Here is a 24,991-nt window from a genome sequence, read left to right as displayed (position 1 = left end):
ACCTTCCTGTTGCGCAGAGGTCACCGGGACCGGGCGAAGGCCGGCGTCGGTCACGGCTCGCGGCCGCCGAGGAACGGCGCGGCCTCCCGCGCGAAGTCCCGCAGACGGGGGTGGTCCATGAGGGTCCGGATCGGGATGTCGGCGCCCAGGACCACCTTCAGGCGCGCGATGGCACGGACGGCGAGCAGCGACTGTCCGCCGAGCGCGAAGAAGTCGCTGCCGGCGTCCACCGGCCGGTCCAGGATCTGCTCCCATACGGCCGCGACCGCCGCCTCGAGCCGTGTGGCGGGCGCCTCGCCGGGCGCGGCACCGGTGGTGGCGGCCCGTCCGGGATCAGGCAGGGCGCGCCGGTCGAGCTTGCCGTTCACGGTGGCGGGCAGCGTGTCGAGGACGACGATGTCGCCGGGGACCATGTAGGCGGGCAGGGTCTGCGCCAGCCGGTCCCGCAGGGCGGCTGGGTCGAGCCGTGCTCCGGGGGTGGGCACGGCGTACGCCGTCAGCCGGGCGGACTCGCCGGAGCCGTGGACGTGGGCCACGGCGCTGCCGACGCCGTCGAGGACGCGCAGTGCGGCCTCGACCTCGCCGAGTTCGATCCGGAAGCCGCGGACCTTGACCTGACTGTCGGTCCGGCCGAGGAACTCCATCGTGCCGTGGGCCCACAGCCGTGCCCGGTCCCCTGTGTGGTACATACGGGCGCCCGGTGTGTCCGCGTACGGGTCGGGCAGGAACTTCCGTGCCGTCAGCGCGGGTTCGCCGTGGTAGCCGGAGGCCAGGCAGTCGCCGCCGATGTACAGGTCGCCGGGGACACCGACCGGTGCCGGGCGCAGCTCGCCGTCGAGGACGTAGTAGCGCGCGTTCTGGATGGGGCGGCCGTAGGGGATGCTGGGCCACTCGGGGTCCACCTCGGTGATCCGGTGGAAGTTCGACCAGATGGCCGCCTCGGTGGCCCCGCCCAGGGACACCACTTCGGCACCGGGGAAGGCGGCGCGCACGGTGTCCGGGAGACTCACCGGGATCCAGTCGCCGCTGAGGAAGACCAGGCGCAGCGCCGCCGTGGGAGCAGGGTCCCGCAGCTCGAGCAGCGGTTCGAGCTGCTGGAGGGCGGCGGGTGCGGAGTCCCAGAAGGTGACGGGCTCACTGTCGAGGACGGCCAGCAGGCGCCGTGGGTCACGGATCTCCTCGTCCGAGGCGACCCGGACGCTGCCGCCCGCTGCGAGCAGCCCGAACACGTCGTACACCGACAGGTCGAAACCGAAGGCGGTCAGGAACAGCACCCGGTCGCGGGGGCCCACGGCGAATGTGCCGTTGACCCACCGGATCAGGTTGACCACGGGCGCGTGCCGCAGCAGGACGCCCTTGGGCGTACCGGTGGAGCCCGAGGTGAAGATGACGTAGGCGAGGTCGTCCGGTCCTGCCCCGCGTGGCCGGGGAGCGTCGCCGGGGACCGGGGCGAGGGCGGCGTCCACGATCGCCGGGCCGGCCGGTCCTGCCTGGTGGACCGGCGCGGTGTCCGGTGCGGTGGGTGCCTGCGCCGGGGTGTCCTCGGGTGGGTCGATCCAGAGGATGTGCCGCAAGTGGGGGAGCTCGGCGGAGAGTTCCCGGAGGAAGCCCACGCGGCTTCCCGCGCAGACCACCGCCGGGCAGCAAAGCGACTCCAGCAGGTGCCGCACGCGCGCGGCGGGCAGCGAGCACTCGACGGGGGCGTACGCGGCACCGGACTTGAGCACGCCGAGCAACGCGACCACGCTGCGGACGGTGCGCTCCAGGTGCACGGCCACGAAGTCACCGGGGCCGATGCCCCGGGCCGCGAGCCTGGCGGCCAGCAGATCGGCCTCCCGGTCGAGTTCCGCGTAGGTGAGCCGTTCCTCGCCCTGGACGACGGCGACGGCGTCGGGGGTGCGGGCGGCCTGGCGCTCGACCAGCTCGTGGATGCAGGCGGGCTCCTGCGCAGCGGTTCGGGTGTCGTTCCACTCGTGCAGGATCTTCCGTGCCTCGTCCGGGGAGAGCACGTCCAGTTCACCGAGGCGCGTCGCGCCGTCGGCGGCGCCGAGAGCGGCGAGGGCCTGGCGCAGGTGCCGCAGCATCCGCGCGGCGTCGGCGCGGTCCGTACGGGTGGTGTCGTGGTCGAGGCGCAGGCCCGGCCGCTCGCCCAGGGTCGCGGTGACCTCCACGGCGAGGGTGGGGTCGGCGGGCTCTGCGGGGCGGCGGGCGATCCTGATGGCCTTGTCGTAAAGCGGCGCGTCCGGCTCGAGGTCGCTCAGTGCGGCAATCTCGTCGGCCGTGAGCACCGTGTGGCGCGGCTCGTGGAGGGCCGCTTGGAGAGCGGCGAGGAGTTCGCGCACGCTCTGGCCGGGATCGGTCTCCACGCGCAGGGGCAGTGGGGCGGGGGTGGCCGTCACCGGGGCGGTGGCGGCGGTCGCCGGGGCGGTGGCGGACCACGGATACGGCTGCGGGTCCGCCCCGTCCTGCGGCTCGGCTGCCGGTCGCGGGTCGGACACGGGCCAGGCGGCCGACGCGGGGACGGCCGCCCCGTACACGAGGTCGCTGCCGCCGCCGTAGCGGACGAGCAACAGGGTCCACGCGGCGAGGACGAGCAGGCTGGGGTCGACGCCGAGTCGGTGCGCGCGGGTCTGCAGCGCCTTCTCCTCGGCCGGGGTCAGAGCCAGCTCGTGCACGGCGCGCGGGCCCGGCGCGGAGGCGGGGCGTTCGATGCCGAGCACGGTCGGTTCGCGGAAGCCGGCGAGCCGGTGGCGCCAGTACTTCTCCGCTTCCCGCACGTTCCGTTCCACTTTCTCCCCGCTCTTCCTCGACACACCCACCACTTTTCCGCCCAGCGGAATTGAGATTTCAAACGCCTGAGACACTAGGCCGGATTTCGTGAACCCGTCAAGCAAGGTCATGTAATTTCTCTTCCGTCGCCCGAACCGGCGGCCGACCCCCACCCGTCGTTTCTCCCCTCGCTATTCGGAGATGATTCACGTGTCCGATCACCCCTGGCTCACCGCGATACCGCGGTCGCGTTCCGGCGTCCGCCTCTTCCTGTTCCCGCACGCCGGCGGCGCGGCCTCCGCCTACGCGAGCTGGCTGGACCTCGGCGGTGACGCCCTGGACGTCCGGGCGGTGCAGTACCCGGGCCGCGAGAACCGGTCCCGGGAGCGTGCGCCCTCCGACCTGGTGCAGCTCGCCAAGGGACTCGCGGACGCCGTCGCCGCACAAGACGATGCCGGCGCGCCCTGTGCGTTCTTCGGCCACAGCATGGGGGCCCTGGTCGCCTTCGAGACCGCCAGACACCTTCGTGAGCTGGGGGAACGCGGTCCCGACCATCTTTTCGCCGCCGCCTGCGCGGCTCCGCAGATCCCCCGCGAGCCGCACCTGAGCACCCTGCCGGACGAACAGCTGCGCGCCTGGCTGGAGGGCCAGAACCCCGCGGTCGCCGAGGTGCTCGCCCATCCCGAGCTGGCCGCCCTCGTCCTGCCTGCGGTGCGCGCCGACCTGACCGCCGTCGAGCACTACCGCCTGCTTCCCGGCCCCGCCCTGGACTGCCCGATCACCGTGCTCACCGGACATCAGGACACGGTGCGGGGCGCGGAGGTGACCGGGTGGAAGGAGCACACGACCGGTAATTTTAGGCATCACGAATTTCCCGGCGGCCATTTCTTCGTGCAGCCGTCGGCTTCCGCTCTCATCACTCTGATCCGGGACCTCGTCACCCCGCCCGGCATGAATTGACCCGGAAATACGGGACCCCGGAAAACCAGCACAGAACCGAAAAGGTACGGTCCTGGTTTTCCGGCCCGGTCCGGCAGTTGTGCGGCTAACGTCCCTCCGGTCCGGAAATTCCCAGGGCCGCCGCGACGGCCGGACGGTCGATCTTGCCGTTCGCGTTCAGCGGCAGGACCGGCAGGGCGATCAGCGTCTCGGGCACCATGTACGCCGGCAGCCGGTCCCGCAGGGCCGCGCGCAGCCCGGCCGGGTCCACGGCCGCCTCGCCCGTCGGGCTGAAGGCGGCCGCCAGCCGCACGCCGGAGTCCGAGGCGGGGGCGAGGACGACGGCGTCGGCCACCCCCGGATGGCTTCGCAGCGCCGCTTCCACCTCGCCCAGTTCCACCCGGTAGCCGTGCACCTGGACCTGCTGGTCCAGCCGCCCCAGGTGAACGAGCACGCCGTCGTCCCCTCGCTCCACCCGGTCGCCGGTGCGGTACCAGTGCGCGTCGGTGAGCGCCGTCGCCGGGTCGTACGGCGACCCGTCGGGCGCCAGGAACCGTCCGGTGTTGTCGGCCGGGTCCAGGTAGCCGCCGAACCGCTGCGGGCCCCGTACGCACAGCTCGCCCTCGTGCAGCAGGATCTCGGCTCCCGGATGCGGGAGGCCGATGGGCACGGTGCCGTTGGCGGGCTCCGGCCAGTCGGACGGGTCGGCGGGCAGACGGTGGGTGACGCAGGTGACGGTCAGCTCGGTCGGGCCGTACCCGTTGTCCACCGTGGCGCCGGGTGCCGCACGCTGCCATGCCAGCGCCTGCCGCAGCGTCAGCGGCTCGCCGCAGAACATGCTGCGCCGCAGCGTGGGCATGCTGCCGGGGCTCAGAGCACGCAGCCGGCCTGCCAGTGTGATCACGGACGGGACCGAGTTCCAGTGGGTGAGGGCGTGTTCGGTGACGAACCGGACGGGGGTGAGCACCTCGTCGCGGGTCGGCACCACCAGGGTCGCTCCCGACCCCCAGGCCGCGAACATGTCGAACACCGACGGGTCGAAGGTGAGGTCGAAGGTCTGCGAGAGCCGGTCGCCGGGCCGCACCCCGTACCGGCCCACCGCGTGCCGCAGGTACGCGCACACGTTGCGGTGCCGGATCGGCACGCCCTTGGGCACCCCGGTGGACCCGGACGTGAACAGGATGTACGCCAGGTCGTCGGGACCGGGCCGCACCGGTTCGCGCACCGCACCGGACGCCTTGACGGGGGAACGCCGCGCCGAAGCGCCCGGGTCCCACTGCCGGATCTGCAGGCCGGTGTGCCCGGCGACCTCTCCCCCGCCGTCGGTGAGCACCATGTCGACGCCGGCCGCCGCCGCGGCGGCCGCGTTGCGTGCCGCCGGGAAGGAGACGCCCAGGGGCACGACCGCCGCGCCGAGCCGCTGGACGGCGAGATATCCGGCGTACGCCTCCGCGGTGCGCCCGGCGAGCAGCCCGACGCGCCCAGGCCGGTCGCCGCCCCCGCGGCGGACGACTCCGTCGGCGATCCGCCCGGCGTATACGGCGAGTTCGGCATACGTGAGCCGGCGGCCGGACACCTCGAGGGCGGTGCGGTCCGGGTACGCGGCGGCGGAGCGCGCGAACCAGTCGTACAGCGTGTCGTGACACTCCTCGGTCGTCATCGGTCGATCGCCTCGTTCGGTGTGCTGGAGCCGGAGTCGGGGAGTGCGGTGAACGCGCAGCTGAGCGGTGTGCCGAACCGTTCGCGGAGGCTGTGCCAGGCCAGCCCGCGCCAGGTGCCGGAACGGGCCCCGAGCGGCACGTCGATCGTCCAGGGGCGGACCGCCAGGCCCCGTCCGGTGGCCTTGGCGCAGGCCTCCTGCGCGGTCCACACCCAGGCGAGTTCGCGCGCGGCGTCGGGTGCGGGCAGGGTGTCGAGTTGCGCCGTTCGCTCCCGCAGCAGGCGCCGCGCCAGCGTGGGCGAGGGCCGATGCGGCGGGTGCTGCACGTCCACGCCGACCGCCCGGCCCACCGCGACGGCGGCGGCCGCGGTACCGGCGTCGTGCGCGATGCTGACGCCGAGACCGGGGTGGCCGTGGAGCCGGGGCGCGCCGTGCGGGCCGGCGACGGTGGGAGCGTCGGCGGCCTCGGGACAGACCTGGTTCAGAAGGCGGCGGAGCAGACCGCGTCCGGTGAGGAACTCGCGGGCCCGCCAGGCGGGCATCGAGCGGGCCGCGTGCCGGTCGTCGGGATGGGGGCTGACGGGCAGATCCCCGCCGTCACCCGCGGCCAGCCACACTCCGGGGGCGACCGGCACCGTCACGAGCCCGCTCATTCGGCGCCGGTCCGCGGCCGGCCGCGGACCGCGTCCCGCAGGCCGGCCGGGGTGTCCGGGTGGAGTTCCAGGTCGTGCAGCCAGGCGGCGTCCGCGTCGTACCGGGCCCGGAACGGCCGCCCCACCAGGGACGGGTCCCGGGCTTGCAGCATGCGCAGCTGGAACCAGCGTTCCCCGCCCGTCTCGTCGATCCCGTCGACGACGACTTTTCCGGGGGTGGCGGACATGACCGGTCCGCGGACCGTACGGGCGAGCCCCGGCAGTGTGCGGTAAGCGTCCTGGAAGATCTCGGTGGCCCTGGCGAGGGGCACCTTGAAGTACTCCTGTGGGCCGGTGTCGCGCTCCACGAACATGTAGTACGGCACGGCCCCGGCGGCCAGTTCCGTCCGCCACAGCCGCGCCCACACCTCGGCGTCGTTGTTGACGTGGGAGATGAGCGGGGCCTGGCAGTAGATGACGGCGCCCGTGTCGCGGATGCGGCGCAGCGCCTGCCGGGCGAGGCTGGTGGACAGCTCGCGCGGATGGCTGAAGTGCGCCATGACCGCGAGCTGCCGGCCCGACGCCACCACACGCTCGAACAGCCGCAGGACGTCGTCGGCGTCCGGGTCGGTGACGAAGCGCTGCGGCCAGTACGCCACCGACTTGGTGCCGATCCGTACGGTACGGACGGACTCGACGCCCAGCAGCGGTTCCAGGTGGCGGCTCAGCCGTTCGGTGGACATCACCATCGGGTCGCCGCCGGTGACGAGCACGTCGTGCACGTCGGGGTGGTCGGCCAGGTAGGCGAGGAGGCCGGACGGGTCGGGGGCGGCGAACCGCAGGTCGGCGTCGCCGACGAACTGCGCCCAGCGGAAGCAGTAGGTGCAGTAGGCGTGACAGGTCTGCCCCTGGCTGGGGAAGTACAGCACCGTCTCGCGGTACTTGTGCTGGAGGCCGGGCAGGGCGGCGCCGTTGTGCGAGGGCACGTTGAGCTGCTGCTGGCCGGAGGGATGCGGGTTGAGCCGGCGCCGTATGGCCGAGACGGCGTCGCGCAGCAGCAGCCGGTCGGCCGGGTCGGCGGACAGCTTCTCCAGCTCGCGCTCGTCCTCCTCCGTGAGCATCCCCGGCTGCGGGAAAGTCAGCTGGAACAGCGGATCCTCGGCGCCCCGGTCCCAGTCGATGAGCTGGTCCAGCACGTAGCCGTTGACACGGAAGGGCAGCACGAGGGAGATGCGGCGCACCGTCTCGCGGGTCTCGGGCGCCAAGCCGTACCGTTCGGCGATCTCGTCGATGTGGCGCGGCCCGAAGGCCCGGAAACGCTCACCGGGCGGGCCGGCCGGGCCCCGCGTGGCCCCCGCTGCGGTGACGACGGGCTTCATCGTGCGGTGTTCCCTTCGTGCTTCTTGCGGAACAGCGCGTCGCCCAGGACGAGGAAGTCCAGGTCGAGAGCGCGGAACGTGGCCAGGGCGTCTCCCTTGGTGTTGACGATCGGTTCGCCTCTGCCGTTGAACGAGGTGTTCAGCAGGACCGGTGGCACGCCGCGCCGCTCCAGGGTGTCCAGGACCGCGCCGACGGCGGGGGCCTCGTCGGCGTGCAGCACCTGAGGCCGGGTGGTGCCGTCGACGTGCACCACGCCCGGCGCGACCCGCCGGCCCAGGTCGGTGGCCCGGGCGGCGCCGAGCATGTACCGGCTGAGGTGTTCCTGGCGCTCCCACAGCCGGGCCCCGTAGTCCGGGCGGGTCACCCCGGCGAACGGGCGCCACTGCTCCCTGGCCTTGATGGTGTTGACGCGGGTGTTGACCTCGGCGGTGTCCGGCACGGCGATGATCGAGCGGCGGCACAGCGCACGCGGTCCCACCTCGGCACGGCCCTGCGCCACGGCCCCCACACGGCCCGCCAGGAGCAGATCGGTGACCCGGTCGATGTCGAGGTCCTCCCGGATCAAATCCGAGGTGTCCGCGGCGGAAGCGGAGCGGGAGCGGGACGGGCCGTCGATGTCCGTGCCGAGGTAGGGGTCCAGGGGTGCGCGGGTACGGTCCTTGGGCGGGCACACCGTCCAGGCGGCACCCAGGGCGACGCCGGCGTCGTGCGGGACGGGAGGCACGTACACGGGGCCCGGGAGGGTGCCGTTGGTGCTGCAGTTCAGGGCCACCCCGCCGGCCAGGCAGAGGGCGTCGGTACCGGAGATCTTCCGGGTGACGGCGGCCAGAGCGGTGACCGTCTCCTCCACGATGCGCTGGGCGGTGTAGGCGACGCGGACGGCGTTGGGGTCGTCGGCCAGGCTGCCCTCGGGCGCGGCCGGGGCCTCGGCGCCCACGATGGTGGAGTAGCGCTCGCGCCAGGCGGCGACTGTCCGGTCGTACTGTTCCCTGACCTCGTCGGCGGTGGCGCGGCCGGGACGCTCGGCGAGAGGGGGGACGGCGAGGCGGAAGTCGTCGGCGTCCACGTCGACCAGGGATTCCACCGCGAGGCCGCGGGCCCGCCCGTAGGCGGCCAGTCCCATGGTCTTGCCCGCGTTGAGGAAGGAGAAGCCGAGCCAGGTGGAGGCCGCGTCGTAGGCGTAGCCGAGCGAGGAGGTACGCGGCCAGTCTCGTTCCCGTCGCGGCTCGGCGCCGTCCTCGAACGTCCAGATGCTCGTGGACTCGTTCTCGCCGTGCCCGTCGATCACGAGGACCCCGGCCTTGGGGAAGGGGGAGGCGTAGAACGCGGAGGCGGCGTGTGCGGCGTGGTGCGGTACGCGCACCACCTCGGGCAGCCGGTCGCCGAAGTCGAGGCCGACGGCGAAGTCCAGGAATTCGGCGTCGTCGGCGAAGCGCCCCGGGTGGAGCTGCTCGGTGTCCCAGCCTATGGCGACGACGTCGAGGTCGGCGGCGGTGATGCCCGCATGGTCGAGGCAGTGGCGGGCCGCGTGGAGCGGCTTGCGGTAGAGGGAGTGGCGCACCCGGTTGCAGCGCTCCTCCTCCGAGAAGGCGATCACCCGGCCGGTTCCGTCGATGAGACAGGCGGCTGTGTCGTGCCAGCCGGTGGGGGGCGCGTTCACACCGAGAATCCACATGGGTCGCTCCATAGGTCGTGGGGGGCGGAAGGAAACGGGGTCCGCTCCGGAGTTACGGCGCGGAGGTGAGGCGCTGCAGGTCGAGGTCGGTCTGTCGTGTCATGACGCGGCGGTCGGCGCGGTGGTGAGGCGCAGCAGGTCGAGTTCGCTCTGCGCGGAGTCGGCGACGATGGACCGGACCACTTCGGTGGCTCCGCCGCTGATGGCGAAGATGGCGGCCTGGGCGCGCAGTTCCTGTATGCCGCCGTGGGAGAATCCGTGGGCGCCCTGGAGCTGGCCGCAGGTCTGAAGGACATGGTTGACGGTGGTGCCGGCCGCCGCCTTGAGCGAGGCCGCCGCGGCGGCGTCGTAGCCGTGCACGACGCGGTCGCGGAGCCTGTCGCACAGCGCCCGCAGTTGCTGGACCTGCACGAGGCTCTCCGCGAAGAGCTGCCGGACACTGTCGAGGTCCCACAGTGTGCCGGTGCCGTGGGCTCTGCCGGTGAGCCACCGCAGGGTGCTGTCGAGGGCGGTGCGGCACAGTTCGACGCTCCACAGGGCGCCGGCGAGACGTTCGGGGCCGATGTGCCGGACGAAGGCGGGCAGCCCCCGTCCGACGCGCCCGATTACGTGGGATCGCGGGAGGCGTACGTCCACCAGGTCGATGTCGCCGGTGCCGGAGCCGTCGAAGAGGGCGGTGTCGGCGGGCCGTACCGTCACGCCGGGGGTGCCGGCCGGGACCAGGAACCAGGTGAAGTGGGTGAAGTGGGGGCCGGGCCGGTGCCGGGCGAGAACCAGCACCTGGTCGGCCGGGACGGCGTTGTTGATCCAGCGTTTGGCTCCGTCGAGCACGGCGTGGTCCGCACCGATCCGGGCTTCGGTGCGCAGGGAGGCCAGGTCCGATCCCGCGGTGGTGTCGGTCGCCGCAAGGGCGGTCACCGCCCGTCCGGCGAGGGCCTCGTGAAGCGCGTCGGTGCAGGGGCCGGGAGCCGTGCGGGCGCCGGTGGCGAGCAGGGGCAGGGTGGTGGCGGCCTGGACGCAGAGGGACATGGTGCTGCCGAACCCGAACCGCTCCCCGGTCACGGCGAGGACCCGGGCCAGCCGCTCGGGCACGACGCCCCGGTCCGCGTGCCCGTCCGGATACAGCCGGGCGATCAGTCCTGCGGTGCCCAGGGCGGCCCAGAGGTCTCGCCCCGTCGCTTGGGGCGGCAGGTGGGCGACGGCGGCCCGCAGTTCCTCGTCCTCGCCGGACGGGCGGTCGCTCTCGGCTCCGGCGGTGCGCTGCGGTGGCCGGTCAGACAAAGCACACCTCCCGGTCGAGCAGGGTGAGCCGGCCGTCCGCCAGGTGCAGCCGGTCGTTGTGGTAGTTCAGGGCCGCCGAGCGCAGGTCGCGCAGGGTCTGCTCCAGCCGGGTCGGTGAGTCCCTGAGGTAGCCGTGCTGCAGGCCGACCGCGTCGATCAGGTCGTCCACGGCGGCGCAGCACTGCTCGGAGGCGCTCAGCTTGAGCCCGTTGAGCAGGAGTTGGGCGGACGGCGCGGTGAGGTCAGGGGTGGTCTCCACCATCCGCAGGGTGTGCCGCAGCTGGGCGTGGACCGCGTCGAGGCGCTGGCGGGTCCGGGAGAGCCGGGTGAGGAGCAGTTCGGAGCCGACGTCGAAGCGTTTGCGCCCCTGCGGGCTGCGGATGAGGTGCAGGACGCGGGAGAGGGCACCGGCGGCGGCCCCGAGCCAGACCGCCGACCAGCCCAGATGCGCATACGGGCCGAGGACCCGGTCGGCGATGGCACGGAAGGGCACGTCGGGGGCGAGTACCTGGTGCGCCGGTACGGTGCCGGTGAGCTTCAGCGGCGCGCTGCGCGTGGCCCGCATCCCCATGGGCTGCCAGTCCCCGGCCGGTTCGGCCAGCAGCTGCTCGCGGGCCGCGTACACCAGGGCGACGTCCCGATCGTGCGTGGCCTGCGCGTTCTTCATGGTGATGAGGAAGCCGTCGGCCTGCTCTCCCCCGGTGACGACCGGGGCGAAGCGGTCGACGACGAGGTCGGCGCCCTCTTCCCGCAGGGCGGCGTGCGCACTGTAGACGTGGCCTCCCTTGCCGCTCTCGGTGCTGACGGACGCCAGGTAGTGACGGCCCTCGCCGAGCACCGGCAGCAGGCGGGAGCGCAGCGGCTCGGCGGCGAACTCCACGACTGCGGCGACCTGTTGGCAGTGCATGGTGAAGATCAGCCCGATCGACATGTCGCACCGGCCGAGGGCAAGGCCCGCATCGACGACCTCGCGCAGACTCCCGCCCATGCCTCCCTGGGCACGGGGCACGACCAGGCCGAGGAGCCCTTCGGCCCGCATCGCGTCGAGGGCGTCGGTGGGGAAGGCGGCGTCGCGGTCGGCGGCGGCCCGGTGCTCCTCGGCCACCCGGGTCACACGGGCCAGCGCCTCGGTGAGGCCTGGGTGCCGGCCATCGGCGGGGCCGGCGGGGGCGGTTGCGGTCACGGGGCCACCGACCCGTCGGCGAGCTGTGCCGTGACGGCTTTCCACAGGTTGCCGGGGGTGGCGAAGGTGGTCTCGTTCAGGTCACTGTCCGGCAGGGTGATGTCGTAGGCCTCCTCGATGCTGAACAGCAATTCGATGGAGCGCATGGAGTCCATGCCGAGGTCGCTCAGACTGGTGTCCGCGGTGATCTCGGTGGTGGTCTCGACTCTGAGCTGCCGACGCAGAAGGTCGATGAAGGCGCTGTCCACAGCGGGCTCCTTTCTGGTGGGTCGTCGGGGGCTGACTCGCGGCGGGTGGGGACCGGCGACGGGAGCGGGTTCGTGCCGGCCCCGGGACGCATCACTGGGCGCTTGACGCGTCCGAGGGCCCGGAACCCTCGTCGGTCAGGAGAGGTGAACTGCCCTGGTGGCGAGGGGCATTGGCGCCGCACCGATGCCGGAACCCGGTTCGTGAGGCGCGTCCCGCACGCCCGGGTACGGGTGAGCCTCACGCGGGCAGGCGGGTGGCCCGGGCGTCGCCGATCAGGAATCGGGTCGGCGGGACGCCGGCTGCCCGGCCCCGGCCTCCACGCGCCCCGGGGCCTCGGCCCGGCGTCACCTTCAGGGCTCGGCCGGCTCCCGGGCGCCCCGGACGACGCGGCACAGTCCTTCCACGCTCCGCAGGTTCTCCGGGACCAGGTCGTCGGAGTCGAATTCGACGCCGAGCTGGGCCTCGAGGCGGTCGATGATGTCGACCATACGGAAGGAGGTGAACCCCTCGACGGTACGCAGGTCGGTGTCGGCGCCCAGCGAGTCCGGATCGCCTCCGAGTACGCCGGCGACCACTGCGGTGACCTGGGCGCGCATGCTGCCGGTGGCGGCGTCTCGGGTGACGTCTGCGGCGGCGCGCGGTGTCGGAGCACCGGGGTCCGGGAAGACGTTCCGGTCGGCTTCGAGGAGTTCGGCCAGCCGGTCCACCAGGCCCGGTGGTTCGGCGCGCCCGCGGGCGACCCGGCGGTAGGCCACGTAGGTGTGAGTGACCAGCTGGTTCCATCGCTCCAGGTGCCGGGCCGTCTCCTCGTCCGGTGCCCCGTCGGCGACGCACAGCGCGTGCAGGGTGCGCGAGCGGGCGAGCAGCCAGGCGTCGCCGGTCAGCCGGTGCAGCACCGCTTCCCGGTCGGCGCCCTGGTGGAACGCGGCGAGGTAATCGTCCATGGGGGCGTGATCCACACGGATGCGGGGGCGCTCACCGGCACCGGGCCCTGGTCCGATGCGGAACAGCTCCACCTCGCCCAGGACGGCCAGTTGGTCCGCGGTCAGCATCCAGGCGCCGGGTCTGGCGGCACCCCAGGGGGTGTCGTTGTCGTAGGCGTCCACGACCGTCCACCCCTCGTCGGCCTCTTCGGGCGCGAGGAGCAGGAAGCTGTGGTCCATGTGCCGCTGACGGTGGTAGGGCAGCCAGGGCATCTCATAGGCGTCCGCGACGGCATAGCGCGGTGCCCCCGGCTGGACGGCATCAGGCAAGTCGTACCCGGTGATGGTTCTCTGGCCGGTGACCCGCAGGTTCAGGCACCTTTCCGCTTCGGCCAGCTGTTCCGCGAGCGGGGGGTCGACGGTGGGCAGACCGTCCCCACCCGGGAACCACCGGCTGCTCAGCCGGGACCCGAGGCGCAGGTGCGTGCCCTGACCGTGGAAGTGGTCGGCCAGCACGGCCAGGTTGGACTGCACACAGTCCAGGAGGTCCGCCCGGACCGCGGACAGGGCCGCGAGCCGGCGCCTCGCGTCCGGGAGCCGGTGTTCTTCGCTGTCGTGCTGCACACATCCCCCATCGGGTCGGCCGCGAACGGCCGGTCGATATCGGTACGGCGGGCCACGGGGCGGCCTTGTCGCCCGTGCGCTTTCGCACAGGGATCTGCCGCTCGGCCCCGCTCAGCACTGCTGTCGGGAAGTGGTGTCCGCCGATGCATCCACTTCCGCAATGCGGAATGTTTCATCCGCATTGCAACATCACGCTGCCACGCATCAACGGCCAGGACAATGCACAGTGACTCAGATCACTTCCTTCAACTGACCTTCGGATTGCGTCGGTTGACGCCACGGAAGCGGCGCACTTACAGTCGGGTAACTTTCCGCACTCCGAACAGCTGTTTCCGCAATATGGATATGTGCGAGGAGCGCCATGCAGGACCTCGGGGCACTGGACCCGATCAACGCATCCACCGCCCGGTTCATCACCACCGTCACCTCCCTCACCGATGCCGACGTCGGCTCGGACACGCTGGTCCCCCCGTGGACCCGCGGCCACGTCGTCACCCATGTCGCCCGGGCCGCGGAGAGCCTGTGCCGACTGCTCACCTGGGCACGCACCGGCGTGGAGACACCGCAGTACGCGAGCATGGAAGCCCGTGCCGCCGAGATCGAGGCCGGAGCCCGGCGCCCCGTCGCCGACCTGGTCGCCGACCTCCGGGACACCGCCGCCCGCTTCGACGAGGCCGTGCGCGCCCTGCCCCCCGCCGCCTGGCACGCCGAGGTGCGGATGCGCACCGGCGAACTGCGCACGCCCTCCACCCTCGTCCCCACCCGGCTGCGCGAACTGGAGATCCACCACGCCGACCTGGACGCCGGCTACCGCTTCGCGGACATACCGGCCGACGCCGCCCGGTGGATCATCGGCGACATCGTCGAGGCGCTCGTCCGGCGGCCGACGACCCCCGCGCTGCGCTTGGAGGCGACCGACACCGGGCTGGTCCATGCCATCGGGACCGGTGGTCCCACGGTCAGCGGACGGCAGTCCGACCTGCTGGCCTGGCTCAGCGGCCGCTCCCCGGGTACGGGGCTCAGCGCCTCCGGCGACGGCAAGGTCCCGCCGGCTCCCTTCTGGATCTGAACGGCGCCCCGCGTCCCGTCCTCCGGGCTCCGCTCCACCCCGCTTCACGAAAGGACCGATGACCGGCATGGTGACCGTCCGTGAGGACGTCCGGCCCCTCCCCCACGCTCGGACGAGCGCGAGCGCAGGGACCCCCGAGGCGCGCCTGTTGCACGAGTTCCTGCTGACGGGCGCCTCCCTGGCACCCGACCGGACCGCAATCCACGAGCTGGGCGAGGGAGGCGTGCCGCAGACGTTCAGCTACCGCGAACTGGAGCGGCTCGTCCACGCCTACGCGGACCTGCTGGACCCGCTCGGCCTCGACGTGGGAGACCGTGTCGTCCTGGAGGCCGACACCTCCGCGCACGCCATCGCCGCGCTGTTGGCCTGCTCCCGGCTCGGCCTGACGTTCGTGCCCGTCAGCCCCGAGACACCGGCCCGGCGTGTGGCGACCATCGTGGAACTCGCCGAGCCCGCGCTGTTCCTGACCACCGCCGAGACGTGCCGCATCCCGGCGCCGGCGGGCATGGGCACCGGACGCCTCGGACCCGCCGGGATCGAGGTGTGGACCCGGCCCCGCGAGCGCGTCCGGCACCGGCGCGCGGTCGTCGAGACCGACCCGGCCTACATCATCTTCACCTCCGGTACGACGGGACGGCCCAAGGGCGTCGTCATGACGCAGCGCGGCATCGTGTCCTACTTCCGCATGCTCATCGCGGACAGCGCCATCGCCCCGGACGAGCGCGTCGCCACCACCGCTCCTCTCCAGTTCGACCTGTCCCTGTTCGACGTCGGGATGGCCCTCGGCAGCCTCGCGTGCTGCGTGCCGGTCCCGCGCGCGCTGCTGCGCTGGCCGCGCCGCTTCCTGCGGTTCCTGGAGGAGACCGCCGTCACCCAGGTCAACGGGGTACCGTCGATGTGGCGGCAGGTGCTGCGGCACGAGCCCGACATGTTCGCGGGTCTCACCGCCCTGCGCGCGATCCTTTTCTCCGGCGAGGAGTTCCCGCTGCCGGAACTGCGCCGGCTGCGTGAACTACGCCCCGGTATCCGGGTGCTGAACAGCTTCGGGCACACCGAGTGCATGTCGTGCTCGCTGACCGAGGTACCCGACCCGCTTCCCGCCGACGCCGTACGGCTGTCCATCGGCACCCCTCATCCCGGCTCCGAGGGGATGCTCGTCGACGCCGAGGGACGGCCGATCGAGGAGGCCGGCGTCACGGGCGAACTGTATCTCCGCTCGCCGGCGATGTTCGCGGGCTACTGGGGGGACCCGGAGGCGACGGCGGCGGCCCAGGTGCCCGACCCCGTCAACCCGCGCTCGGGGCAGCCCGTCTTCCGCACCGGTGATCTCGCCTACCGGGGTGCCGGTGGTGAGCTTTACTACTGCGGGCGCAGGGACTCGCAGGTGCAGCTCCGGGGCAACCGGGTGGAACTCGGCGAGGTCGAGGCCCGTATCGAGGAGCACCCCGACGTGGCCGCCGCGACGGCGCTCGTCCTGCCCGACCCCACCGGGGAACAAGTGCTGTTCGCCTTCGTCACCGGCAGGTCGAAACAGGCGGTGATCGATGCCCGCGCCGTCCGCGCGTTCTGCGCCGAATCCCTGCCCGCCTACATGATCCCCGAGGAGGTACGGATCCTCCCGGAGATGCCACTGACCCCCAACGGCAAGGTGGACCGCGCCGCCCTGCGTGAACAGGCCTGAGCACATCGTCCAGCCGCGTCGGCCCATGACGATGCGGCGACCGGACATGGCCGCACCCCCTGCGCTCCCCTGGAGCCCGACTCACCACCGCACACCCCCGCAAGGAGCAAGCCACGTGTCACCGAGCCCGGACGACCTCGTACGCCGTATCGCCGACGAGGAGGTGCGGTTCCTCGACATCAGGTTCTGCGATCTCCTCGGCCGGGTGCAGCACTTCAGCCTGCCCGCCGCCGCAGTGACGCCGTCGCTGCTCGCCGAGGGCGTCGCGTTCGACGGGTGCTCGATCCGCGGCTTCACATCCATCGACAAGTCGGACATGCTGCTCCGGCCCGACCTGGACTCCGCCTGGATCGACCCGTTCCGCGAGCGCAGGACGCTCGTCGTCAACTCCTTCGTCCACGACCCGGCCACCGGCGAGCCCTTCAGCCGCGACCCCCGCCACGTCGCACGCAAGGCCGAGGCGCACCTGGCGGCGTCCGGCGTCGCCGACCGCGCGTACTTCGGCCCCGAGCCGGAGTTCTACATCTTCGACTCCATTCGCTTCGGCGAGGACGCCCACACCGCCTTCCACCACATCGACTCCGCCGAGGGCTGGTGGAACACGGGCCGTGAGGAGGAGGGCGGCAACCTCGGTTACCGCATCCCCTACAAGGAGGGGTACTCGCCGGTCAGTCCCCACGACCGCTTCGCCGACCTCCGCGACACCATGGTCGCCCTGCTGGAGGACTGCGGGATCGCCGTGGAGAAGTCGCACCACGAGGTCTCCACCGGCGGCCAGACCGAGATCAATTACGTCTACGGCACCCTGCTGCGCTCCGCGGACGAACTGCAGCTGCTCAAGTACGTGGTGAAGAACGCCGCCTGGCAGCACGGCAAGACCGTCACCTTCATGCCGAAGCCGCTCCAGGGCGACAACGGCAATGCCCTCCATGTGCACCAGTCACTGTGGAAGGACGACCGACCGCTCTTCCACGACCCCCTCGGGTACGGCGGGCTGTCGGACACGGCCCGGTACTACATCGGCGGCATCATGCGGCACGCGGCGAGCCTGTGCGCCTTCACCAACCCGTCGCTCAACTCGTACCACCGCCTGCTCCCCGGCTTCGAGGCCCCCGTCAACCTCGCCTACTCGCAGGGCAACCGGTCGGCCTGTGTGCGGATTCCGGTGACCGGGGACGACCCCCGCGCCAAGCGGGTGGAAATCCGCTTCCCGGACGCGACCGGCAATCCCTACCTCGGCTTCCCGGCACTGCTGATGGCGGGACTCGACGGCATCCGCAACAAGATCGAACCCCCCGCGCCCATCGACGCCGATCTCTACACGGCCGACGGGCAGCCCCACGAACGCCTGCCGGAGTCCCTCGCCGAGGCCGTGCGCGCCCTCGAGGAGGATCACGGCTACCTCCTCGAAGGGGGCGTCTTCACCACCGACCTCATCGAGACCCACATCCGGCTCAAGCGCGAACGGGACATCGACGCGATCCGCCACCGCCCGCATCCGTACGAGTTCGCGCTGTACTACGACGCCTGATCCGCTCGAGGAGCGGCGGCGGCCGTGGGCCGGCCCCCGCCTCAGGACCGCGTACACACGACTGACATGAAGCTGTCACACGCAGACCGGAATGCGGGCCCGGCCGAGGCCCGTTCCGACTGACATGACTGCTGGACCAGCGCTCGATGCGTCCGGCGCGCCGAACCAGGTCGGCGACAGACGACGAAGGAGAGCCACCATGACCACCGAGGCCACCACGACCGACCCGCATGCCTTCGCCGAGGACTGGCAGGAGTGGCACCGCGCCCAGGAGGCCCGGCTCGCCGCCCCGCACGGGTTTCTGGCGATCACCGGACTGCACTGGCTCGACGAGCGGCCCCAGCGCTTCCCGGACGCGCCCGGTGCATGGCGCACCGGCCCGGACGGAGTCGTCGTAGCCCTCGACGACGGCGAGGAACTGGTCGTCGACGGCAGGCCGGTGCACGGTGAACACCGCTTCGGCGTGCTTGCCGAACGCAGCAGTGTGGAGGCCGTCTGGAAGGACGCCGTCATCGAGGTGGCCAAGCGCGGCGGGCAGGACATCGTGCGGCCCCGGCACCCGGACGCGCCGCTGCGCACGGCCTTCGCCGGAACGCCCACGTACGCCCCCGACCCGCGATGGGCCGTGACCGGCCGCTACGTCCCCTTCGACACGCCACGACCGACCACCGTGGGTGCCGCGGTCGAGGGGCTTGAGCACGTGTACGACGCCCCGGGCAGGGTCGACTTCGAGCTGGACGGGCGCCCCCTGTCGCTGACCGCGTTCCCCGGCCATGGCGCGGGCCGGCTGATGGTGCTGTTCACCGACGCGACCTCCGGCGTCACCACCTACGCCGCCAACCGGGCCCTGGCCCTGGAGCCGCCCGCCGCCGACGGCACCGTACTCCTGGACTTCAACCGCGCGGCGAACCTGCCGTGCGCCTATACGGACCTCGCCACCTGCCCGCTGCCCCCGGCCGAGAACCGGCTGCCGGTGGCGATCGAGGCCGGCCAGAAAATCCCCCGCGAGCGCGGCGGTTCCTGAGCCGTTCTGCGAGCTGCCGGGCGCCGTGACGTCCGTGACGAGCACGACGGCGGGTCGGGCTCGTCAGAGCGGCAGGACTTCCTCGGCGAACAGACGCAGGGACGCGAAGGCGGTCTCGGGCGGCAGCGCGCCGTACTCGAAGGCCGCGTTGACCTGGGTGACGCCCGCGTCGGCGAGTTCGGCCAGTTGTTTGCGGATCTCGTCCGGGGAGCCGGCCAGCAGGCGTTCCGCGGCCAGGGCCTCGTCCGCAGGGTCGACGCGGGCGGGCAGCGGCGGCAGCCCGCCGGCCGGTACGGCGCCCTGGGCGAGAGCGCGGGAGGTCTGTATCTGGCGGGCCACCTCACGTGCCGCCGCGCGGCGGCCGTCGGGGTCGGTGCCGCAGTACACGAACCGGTTCACGCCGTACTCGATACCGTCCGTGCCGGTGCCCTCCTGCGCGGCCAGGTCCTGGGCCGTCCGCCATTGCTGCGCCAGCTCGGCGGGGGTGGCAAGAGCGAGCCCCAGCAGGTGGAAACCGCGGCGTACCGCGAAGCGCGTCGACTCGGGGCTCACGGCCGCCAGCCATACGGGCGGGCGCGGGTCCTGCACCGGGCGGGGCAGGACCGTGACCGGGGCGTCGACGGAGTGATAGGTGCCCGCGTAGGAGTCGACGGGGCCTTCGAGGAGCCGGACCAGAAGGTCGGTGGCTTCTTCGAAACGGTCGCGGCTGGTGTCGAGTGCCCGCCCGAAGCCCTGGAATTCGTGCGGCTGGTAGCCCCGTCCGATGCCGATGTCCAGGCGGCCGTCGGAGAGGGTGTCGAGTGTGCCGAGGTCGGCGGCGAGCCGCACCGGGTCCCACAGCGGCAGCACCAGGATGCCGGTTCCGATCCGCAGGGCCGGGGCCGCGGCGGCGGCCCGGGTGAGCAGCAGCAGTGGTGAGGCGCTCAGGCTGTAGCCGGAGAAGTGATGCTCGGTGATCCAGATGCCGGCGAAGTCGTGGCCGCCCGCCCACTCCACCTGCCGCAGGAATTCATGATATTTCTCGCGGGCCGATTCCCGGTCGACGGTGGGCGATACGCCGAGATAGGTGATGCCGATCCGCACGGGAATCCCCTCAGGCCGGTGACATGGGCAGTGACGACGGTGGTTCGCATCCAGCGTCGAGGGGCCGCGCAAACCCCGCCTTCGCGCCTCCTAAACCGATGCCTAAGGCGATGCAAGGGGGCGCCAAACCCCGGCTGATGCTGCGGGATTCGCGCATTGCCGGTCTTTGTGCGGCGTGGTTACGGTCGGCTTCGTTCCCCCTGTCCCGAGCCCACGGAGGCCGCTTTGTCCGCCGACGCCGTCGAGGCACCGTCGTTCCCGCAGCGCCGTACCTGCCCCTATCAACCGCCCGGCGTCTACCGGGACATAGCGGAACGCGGCCCGATCAACCAGGTCACCCTGTGGAACGGACGTCGGGTCTGGCTCTTCACCGGGTACGCGGAGAGCCGTGAGATCCTCTCCGATCCGCGTCTTTCCTCCGACCGCAGCTTTGACGAGTACCCCACGATGGCGCCGCATCTGGGAGCCGAGGAGGCCAGGAAGCTGGTGCTCGTCGGGGAGGACCCACCCGTACACGACATCCATCGCCGGCTGCTCAACCCGGAATTCGGTCTGAAGCACGCGCGGGCGCTGCGGCCGCGTATCCAGGCCGACATCGACGCCCTGATCGACGCCATGGTCGAAAAGGGGCCGCCGGCCGACCTGGTGACGGATTACGCCACGCCGATTCCCGGACTCGCGATGTCCGCGCTGCTCGGTATTCCGTTTGAGGATCACGCCTTCTTCCAGGACGCGACGCGCGGCGTCATGCAGGCGAGCACACCGGAGGAGACCAACGCCGCCGGCAAGGCTCTGTTCGGTTATCTGGACGGGCTGGTCTCGGCGCAGGAACGCGACCCGGGCGACGAGTTGCTCGGGCGGCTGGCACGCCGGGTCCTCGCGGACGAGCTGGGCCATGACGAGCTGGTGCAGCTGGCCATGGTGCTGCTGATCGCCGGGCTGGAGACCACCTCCTCGATGATCCCGCTGGGGGTGGTGGCGCTGTTCGACCATCCGGAACAACTGGCCGCGCTGCGCGAGGGCCGGGTACGGGTCGGGGACGCCGTCGAGGAGTTGCTGCGGATCACGGCGGTGACGGACTTCGGCGGGGTGCGCTGGGTGACCGACGACATCGAGATCGCCGGGCGGCACATCAAGGCGGGCGACGGGATCGTCGTCTCCTCGACGATGGCCAACCGGGACCCGTCGGTGCACGCCGACCCCTACACCTTCGACCTGTCGCGCGGCAGCCGTCAGCACCTCACCTTCGGTTTCGGCATCCACCAGTGCCTCGGCCAGAGCCTGGCCCGAACCCAGCTGGAGGTGGCGTACGAGACGCTGGTGCGGCGCCTTCCGGGGCTACGGCTCGCGGTGGATCCCGGTGAGCTGACCATGCGTCAGTCCGGCACCATGCAGGGGCTCGTGTCCCTGCCCGTCACGTGGTAGCCCGGCGCGGCAGGGACAAGGAGTCCGTCATCATGCGTGTCATCGTCGACCGGAACAGGTGCATCGGCGCCGGCCTGTGCGTCCTGAGCGCCGAGCATGTCTTCGAACACGACGAGGACGGGCTCACCGTCCTGCTCGCCGCGCGCCCCGGTGAGGCACAGCACGACGCGGTGCGGGAGGCCGTCGCACTGTGCCCGTCCGGTGCGCTCACACTGTCCGAGGAGGGTGCGCCGCCACCGCCGGAGTGAGTCGCAGGGCCTCGGCGAGGCGCCGGTAGGAGGCGCGGCGCTCGCCGGGGTCGTAGGTGTTGGTCAGCGCCATGATCTCGTCGGCGCCGGACGCCTCGATCAGCGCCTCGAGCCGTTCGCGCACGGTGTCCGGTCCGCCGACGATGTCCGAGCGCTGGTCCAGCGGTGCCGCGACGGCGCGCTCTGCCTCGGTCGGGCGGTGGGCCAGCGCGGTCTCTTCCGGCAGCAGACGCGGATCCTGGCCGGTGAGGATCTGCAGCACGGCGAGTTTCGCGGGGGCCGCGATCCGGTGGGCGTGTTCGTCGTCCTCGCCGGCCCACACGCGCAGCGCGAGCACGGCGTGCGGGTGCGCGTCCGGGGTGTGTGGCACGAACACCTCGCGGTAGCGGCGCAGCGCGGCGACGGCGACGTCCGGGTTCACATAGGCGGCGAAGAACGCGTACGGCAGGCCGGCGCGCGCCGCGCGTTCGGCGGAGCCGACGCTGGAGCCCAGGATGTGCACCGGCGGCAACGGCACTTCCATGGGGACGGCGCGCAGCCCGGAGTAGGGGTGCTCCGCGGGCAGCGGGCGCAGGCCGCCGTACCCGAGCAGTTCGGCGAGCAACTCCTCGAATCGGTCGCTGCGTTCGCGGCTCCAGCCGAGCGCGGCGGCTGTGGTCTCGTCGCCGGTTCCCGAGGAACGCCCGACCCCGAGGTCGATGCGCCCGGGATACAGGGCGTTGAGGGTGCGGAACTGCTCGGCCAGGTGCAGCGGGTGGTGGTTGGGGAGCATGATGCCGCCGGTGCCGAGGCGCAGGCGTGTGGTGTGGGCCGCGAGGTGGCCGATCAGGATCTCGGGCGCGGAGGTGCCCATCATGGCGGTGGAGTGGTGTTCGGCCACCCAGTAGCGGCGGTACCCCAGTTCCTCGACCAGTCGGGCCAGTTCGAGCGCGTCACGCAGGGCGTGGCCGGGTGCGCCGCCGGCACGGACGGGGCCTTGGTCGAGCACGGAGAGCGCGGTCATGCGGGGCTCCTGGTGAGTGGTGTTCGTCGGTTCGGGGCGGTACGGGAGGTTCGGGTGGCACGGGCGTGGGGACGCACGGACGCGGGTGATCGCACCCGAGTCTGCGCCCCTCCCCCAAGGCGGACCTTGTCCGGAACTTGGTCGGGTCTAAAGCCCCGCGTCGCGGTGTGCTGAGGTGTCGACGCCGGGCACGGTGGCGGAACGCGGAGGACGGCCGGGCGAGCGCGCGGGATGTCGCTCGTCCGGCCGTCCGGTCATCGGCGGGCGGCCAGGGGCCGGTGGTCACCGGTCCGATGCTGGCGGTCCACGATCACCAGCCTGCGGCCGGCGGTCAGAGCTGCTCGGCCGGGTCCGCGGCCGGGGCCGGCTGCTCGGCCGGCTCGCCGCCCTGGCCGGGCTGTGCGGCCGTGCTCGTGCCGCCGCCCGTGAACCAGAACCCGGCGACGACGAGGGCCGCCGCCGCGGCGAGGCCGCTCGCCCACCAGAACAGCGACGAGATCGTCTCGGCGGGGTCGCCGCTGCCCGAGGTGAAGGGGATGAGCAGCACGGCGAGGCCGATGGTGCCGCCGACGGTCAGCGCGGTCTGCAGGATGCCGGCCGTGATGCCGGTGTCCTCGGGCCGTGACGTGGCGAGGATCGTCATGTTGATCGGCACGATCGCCAGGCCCACCCCGACGCCGAGCACCACGATGGGCGGCAGGACGTCGGCTGCGTAGGAGCTGGTGCCGTCGAGCCGGGTCAGCCACAGGACGGCGGCGACGACCACGAGGAGGCCGATCACGCCGCGCGCCTTGACGCCGATGCCGGACAGGTATGAGGCCAGCACCTGCGTGGTGAGCAGCATGCCGAGGCCGAAGGGCAGGATGGCCAGACCGCGCTCGAGCGGGCCGAGTCCCAGCACGGCGTCCAGGTACTGGACCACGTAGAACAGGAACGCGGTCAGGACGGCGGCCAGCAGGATCAGGCCGAGGAAGCCGCCGACGCGCTCGCGGTGCGCGAAGACCCGCAGCGGCAGCAGGGGCTCCGACGCGCGCGAGTCGACGGCGAGCAGCGCGGCGACCAGGACGACGGCAGCGGCGAGGGAGGCCAGGGTCAGGGTGTCGCCCCAACCGTGTTCGGAGGCGCGGACCAGGCCGTGCACGAGGGCCACGAGGGCGCCGGTGACCAGGATCGCGCTGGCGACGCCGAGGGAGCGCCGGGTGGCCGGGGCAGGGGTGCGCGTGAGCACGCGGGCCCCGATCAGGACGATGGCGAGGGCTACGGGGACGTTCACCAGGAGCGTCCAGCGCCAGTCGCCGGCCCAGGTCAGCACGCCGCCGAGGATCATTCCGGAGGCGGCGCCGAGGCCGGTGACCGTGGAGTAGAGGCCGAACGCCTTCTGCAGGCGCTCCCCCTCGAACTCGATGGTGAGCAGGGCGAGCCCGGTGGGTCCGGCGATCGCGGCGCCCGCGCCCTGCAGCACGCGTCCGGTGAGCAGCACGGCGATGTTCGGGGCGAGGCCGGCGAGCAGCGAGGCGAGGCCGACGAGGGCGACGCCGGCGAGGAAGACCCGGCGGTGGCCGAGCACGTCGCCGAGGCGTCCGGCGAGCAGCAGCAGTCCGCCGAAGGCGAGGAAGAATCCGTTGAGCACCCAGGAGGCGCTGGTGACGTTCAGGCCGAGGTCGGCCTGCAGGCCGGGCAGCGCGACGTTCACGATCGTGCCGTCGAGCTGGAGCATGAACTCCGCTCCGACGAGGGCGAGCAGGACGAGACCCCAGGCTGCGGGGGGCGCGTGCGCCGGGGACTGCGCGGCGGGCCCGGCTCCGGAACTGGTGTCGGTGGACATGGGGATGCCTCCTTGGAGGGCGGGGGAGGACGAGAGACGCGACCGCATGGTGAGCGGCCCTGGGTGGGTGGCCCCGGCTGACTCAGCGCACTTAACCTGAGGCCACCTCAGGTTGTCTCGGTCAGTTAAGCTGAGGCTGCCTCATGTAGTCAACCGCGGGAGGAACGGCCATGGCAGCCAAGGGGCCCTACATCGCCCAGCGCCCCAAGCGGGCGGACGGCCGGCGCAACTACGACACGATCCTCGCCGCGGCACGCAAGGCCTTCACGGTCTCCGGCTCCGACGCCTCCCTGGAGGACATCGCCGCGCAGGCGGGCGTGGCCATCGGCACCCTGTACCGGCACTTCCCCACCCGGGCCTCCCTCGTGGAGGCGGCCACCCGGGACGGCCTGGACACCCTCGTCGCCGAGGCCCGGCAGTACGCCGAGGACAGCGATCCGCTGGACGCCCTCGCCCGCTGGATGAAGAGCGCCGTCGCCCACATCAGCACCTTCCGCGGCCTGGTCGGCATCCTCACCGAGGCGATGTACGACGAGGGCACCCCCTCGCACGTGGCGTGTACCGCGATGCACCGCTGCGGCGCCGATCTGCTGCGGGCGGCGCAGGAGGCGGGCCAGGTCCGCGACGACCTCACCCCCGACGATCTGTTCGACCTGCTCACCGCGGCCGGCTGGGTCAGTGAGAACGCGGCGCCCGGCCGGGACGCCGGCACCCGGGTCCTGCGCCTGATGCTGGAGGGCGTGGTGCTGCCGGGAAAGGGTTCAGTGCGGCTTTAGAGCGCGTTGGG

20 protein-coding genes are annotated in these 24,991 nt (G+C 72.4%); 8 read left to right on the top strand and 12 right to left on the bottom strand.

Annotation, left to right across the window (positions count from 1 at the left end; genetic code table 11):
* Positions 1 to 50 precede the first annotated feature (50 nt).
* Positions 51 to 2,789 (bottom strand): non-ribosomal peptide synthetase, encoded by a 2,739-nt coding sequence (locus ACZ64A_RS07885; RefSeq protein ID WP_469808890.1) that lies wholly within the window; start codon positions 2,787 to 2,789, stop codon positions 51 to 53.
* 190 nt (positions 2,790 to 2,979) lie between these two features.
* On the opposite strand from ACZ64A_RS07885, the gene ACZ64A_RS07880 reads away from it, so the two are divergent.
* A complete protein-coding gene (locus ACZ64A_RS07880; RefSeq protein ID WP_469808889.1) occupies positions 2,980 to 3,729 on the top strand; it encodes a thioesterase II family protein in 750 nt (249 codons plus the stop codon).
* Positions 3,730 to 3,814: 85 nt separating this feature from the next.
* Here the strand turns inward: ACZ64A_RS07880 and ACZ64A_RS07875 are convergent, their stop codons facing one another.
* The 8 genes from ACZ64A_RS07875 to ACZ64A_RS07840 all read right to left on the bottom strand — a co-directional run bounded on the left by ACZ64A_RS07875 (position 3,815) and on the right by ACZ64A_RS07840 (position 13,315).
* Positions 3,815 to 5,368 (bottom strand): AMP-binding protein, encoded by a 1,554-nt coding sequence (locus tag ACZ64A_RS07875; protein ID WP_469808888.1) that lies wholly within the window; start codon positions 5,366 to 5,368, stop codon positions 3,815 to 3,817.
* Entirely contained in the window at positions 5,365 to 6,009 is a 645-nt protein-coding gene (locus ACZ64A_RS07870) for a 4'-phosphopantetheinyl transferase family protein (RefSeq protein WP_469808887.1), read from the bottom strand. The genes ACZ64A_RS07875 and ACZ64A_RS07870 overlap by 4 nt, the downstream gene beginning before the upstream one ends.
* Before the next feature lie 8 nt (positions 6,010 to 6,017).
* Entirely contained in the window at positions 6,018 to 7,379 is a 1,362-nt protein-coding gene (locus ACZ64A_RS07865; protein ID WP_469808886.1) for a KamA family radical SAM protein, read from the bottom strand.
* Positions 7,376 to 9,055, bottom strand: a complete 1,680-nt coding sequence (locus tag ACZ64A_RS07860; protein WP_469808885.1) for a carbamoyltransferase C-terminal domain-containing protein — start codon at positions 9,053 to 9,055, stop codon at positions 7,376 to 7,378. The genes ACZ64A_RS07865 and ACZ64A_RS07860 overlap by 4 nt, the downstream gene beginning before the upstream one ends.
* Positions 9,056 to 9,154: 99 nt before the next feature.
* Entirely contained in the window at positions 9,155 to 10,336 is a 1,182-nt protein-coding gene (locus ACZ64A_RS07855; RefSeq protein WP_469808884.1) for an acyl-CoA dehydrogenase family protein, read from the bottom strand.
* Positions 10,329 to 11,519 carry an acyl-CoA dehydrogenase family protein gene (locus ACZ64A_RS07850; RefSeq protein WP_469808883.1) on the bottom strand — a complete coding sequence of 397 codons (1,191 nt, stop codon included), beginning with the start codon at positions 11,517 to 11,519 and terminating at the stop codon, positions 10,329 to 10,331. Before ACZ64A_RS07850 ends, ACZ64A_RS07855 begins: the two co-directional genes overlap by 8 nt.
* Positions 11,516 to 11,767 carry an acyl carrier protein gene (locus ACZ64A_RS07845; protein WP_469808882.1) on the bottom strand — a complete coding sequence of 84 codons (252 nt, stop codon included), beginning with the start codon at positions 11,765 to 11,767 and terminating at the stop codon, positions 11,516 to 11,518. Before ACZ64A_RS07845 ends, ACZ64A_RS07850 begins: the two co-directional genes overlap by 4 nt.
* Before the next feature lie 351 nt (positions 11,768 to 12,118).
* Positions 12,119 to 13,315, bottom strand: a complete 1,197-nt coding sequence (locus ACZ64A_RS07840; protein WP_469808881.1) for a phosphopantetheine-binding protein — start codon at positions 13,313 to 13,315, stop codon at positions 12,119 to 12,121.
* Between the two features lie 361 nt (positions 13,316 to 13,676).
* Between ACZ64A_RS07840 and ACZ64A_RS07835 the strand changes: the two genes are divergently transcribed.
* From ACZ64A_RS07835 to ACZ64A_RS07820, 4 genes are all read left to right on the top strand, one after another.
* Positions 13,677 to 14,384: a maleylpyruvate isomerase family mycothiol-dependent enzyme gene (locus ACZ64A_RS07835; RefSeq protein WP_469808880.1), complete on the top strand. Its 708-nt coding sequence runs from the start codon at positions 13,677 to 13,679 to the stop codon at positions 14,382 to 14,384.
* A gap of 67 nt (positions 14,385 to 14,451) precedes the next feature.
* Complete coding sequence (locus ACZ64A_RS07830) at positions 14,452 to 16,065, top strand: AMP-binding protein (protein WP_469808879.1); 1,614 nt, start codon at positions 14,452 to 14,454, stop codon at positions 16,063 to 16,065.
* 115 nt (positions 16,066 to 16,180) lie between these two features.
* Complete coding sequence (gene glnA / locus ACZ64A_RS07825) at positions 16,181 to 17,596, top strand: type I glutamate--ammonia ligase (protein ID WP_469808878.1); 1,416 nt, start codon at positions 16,181 to 16,183, stop codon at positions 17,594 to 17,596.
* Positions 17,597 to 17,795: 199 nt separating this feature from the next.
* A complete protein-coding gene (locus ACZ64A_RS07820; RefSeq protein ID WP_469808877.1) occupies positions 17,796 to 18,620 on the top strand; it encodes a DUF1684 domain-containing protein in 825 nt (274 codons plus the stop codon).
* A 63-nt stretch (positions 18,621 to 18,683) separates the two neighbouring features.
* Here the strand turns inward: ACZ64A_RS07820 and ACZ64A_RS07815 are convergent, their stop codons facing one another.
* Positions 18,684 to 19,703 carry an LLM class flavin-dependent oxidoreductase gene (locus ACZ64A_RS07815; protein ID WP_469808876.1) on the bottom strand — a complete coding sequence of 340 codons (1,020 nt, stop codon included), beginning with the start codon at positions 19,701 to 19,703 and terminating at the stop codon, positions 18,684 to 18,686.
* A 225-nt stretch (positions 19,704 to 19,928) separates the two neighbouring features.
* Between ACZ64A_RS07815 and ACZ64A_RS07810 the strand changes: the two genes are divergently transcribed.
* Both ACZ64A_RS07810 and ACZ64A_RS07805 read left to right on the top strand, forming a co-directional pair.
* Positions 19,929 to 21,128, top strand: a complete 1,200-nt coding sequence (locus ACZ64A_RS07810) for a cytochrome P450 (protein ID WP_469808875.1) — start codon at positions 19,929 to 19,931, stop codon at positions 21,126 to 21,128.
* A gap of 32 nt (positions 21,129 to 21,160) precedes the next feature.
* Entirely contained in the window at positions 21,161 to 21,376 is a 216-nt protein-coding gene (locus ACZ64A_RS07805) for a ferredoxin (protein WP_469808874.1), read from the top strand.
* On the opposite strand, the gene ACZ64A_RS07800 is transcribed toward ACZ64A_RS07805, so the two are convergent.
* Together ACZ64A_RS07800 and ACZ64A_RS07795 are read right to left on the bottom strand one after the other, a co-directional pair.
* On the bottom strand, positions 21,336 to 22,379 hold the full coding sequence (locus ACZ64A_RS07800; RefSeq protein WP_469808873.1) for an LLM class flavin-dependent oxidoreductase: 1,044 nt from the start codon (positions 22,377 to 22,379) through the stop codon (positions 21,336 to 21,338). The genes ACZ64A_RS07805 and ACZ64A_RS07800 overlap by 41 nt on opposite strands.
* A gap of 331 nt (positions 22,380 to 22,710) precedes the next feature.
* Complete coding sequence (locus ACZ64A_RS07795) at positions 22,711 to 24,204, bottom strand: MFS transporter (protein WP_469808872.1); 1,494 nt, start codon at positions 24,202 to 24,204, stop codon at positions 22,711 to 22,713.
* A gap of 170 nt (positions 24,205 to 24,374) precedes the next feature.
* Between ACZ64A_RS07795 and ACZ64A_RS07790 the strand changes: the two genes are divergently transcribed.
* Entirely contained in the window at positions 24,375 to 24,980 is a 606-nt protein-coding gene (locus tag ACZ64A_RS07790; protein WP_469808871.1) for a TetR/AcrR family transcriptional regulator, read from the top strand.
* Positions 24,981 to 24,991 lie beyond the last annotated feature (11 nt).

Source organism: Streptomyces sp. NPDC104814, from assembly GCF_055583185.1.
This window is presented reverse-complemented; position numbering and strand designations above follow the sequence as displayed.

What these genes read in the sequence shown, in the direction of transcription:
- ACZ64A_RS07875 (WP_469808888.1), bottom strand. Translation starts at nt 5,368, where the DNA reads ATGACGACCGAGGAGTGTCACGACACGCTGTACGACTGGTTCGCGCGC.
- ACZ64A_RS07865 (WP_469808886.1), bottom strand. Translation starts at nt 7,379, where the DNA reads ATGAAGCCCGTCGTCACCGCAGCGGGGGCCACGCGGGGCCCGGCCGGC.
- ACZ64A_RS07860 (WP_469808885.1), bottom strand. Translation starts at nt 9,055, where the DNA reads ATGTGGATTCTCGGTGTGAACGCGCCCCCCACCGGCTGGCACGACACA.
- ACZ64A_RS07835 (WP_469808880.1), top strand. Translation starts at nt 13,677, where the DNA reads ATGCAGGACCTCGGGGCACTGGACCCGATCAACGCATCCACCGCCCGG.
- ACZ64A_RS07830 (WP_469808879.1), top strand. Translation starts at nt 14,452, where the DNA reads ATGGTGACCGTCCGTGAGGACGTCCGGCCCCTCCCCCACGCTCGGACG.
- ACZ64A_RS07820 (WP_469808877.1), top strand. Translation starts at nt 17,796, where the DNA reads ATGACCACCGAGGCCACCACGACCGACCCGCATGCCTTCGCCGAGGAC.
- ACZ64A_RS07805 (WP_469808874.1), top strand. Translation starts at nt 21,161, where the DNA reads ATGCGTGTCATCGTCGACCGGAACAGGTGCATCGGCGCCGGCCTGTGC.
- ACZ64A_RS07800 (WP_469808873.1), bottom strand. Translation starts at nt 22,379, where the DNA reads ATGACCGCGCTCTCCGTGCTCGACCAAGGCCCCGTCCGTGCCGGCGGC.
- ACZ64A_RS07795 (WP_469808872.1), bottom strand. Translation starts at nt 24,204, where the DNA reads ATGTCCACCGACACCAGTTCCGGAGCCGGGCCCGCCGCGCAGTCCCCG.
- ACZ64A_RS07790 (WP_469808871.1), top strand. Translation starts at nt 24,375, where the DNA reads ATGGCAGCCAAGGGGCCCTACATCGCCCAGCGCCCCAAGCGGGCGGAC.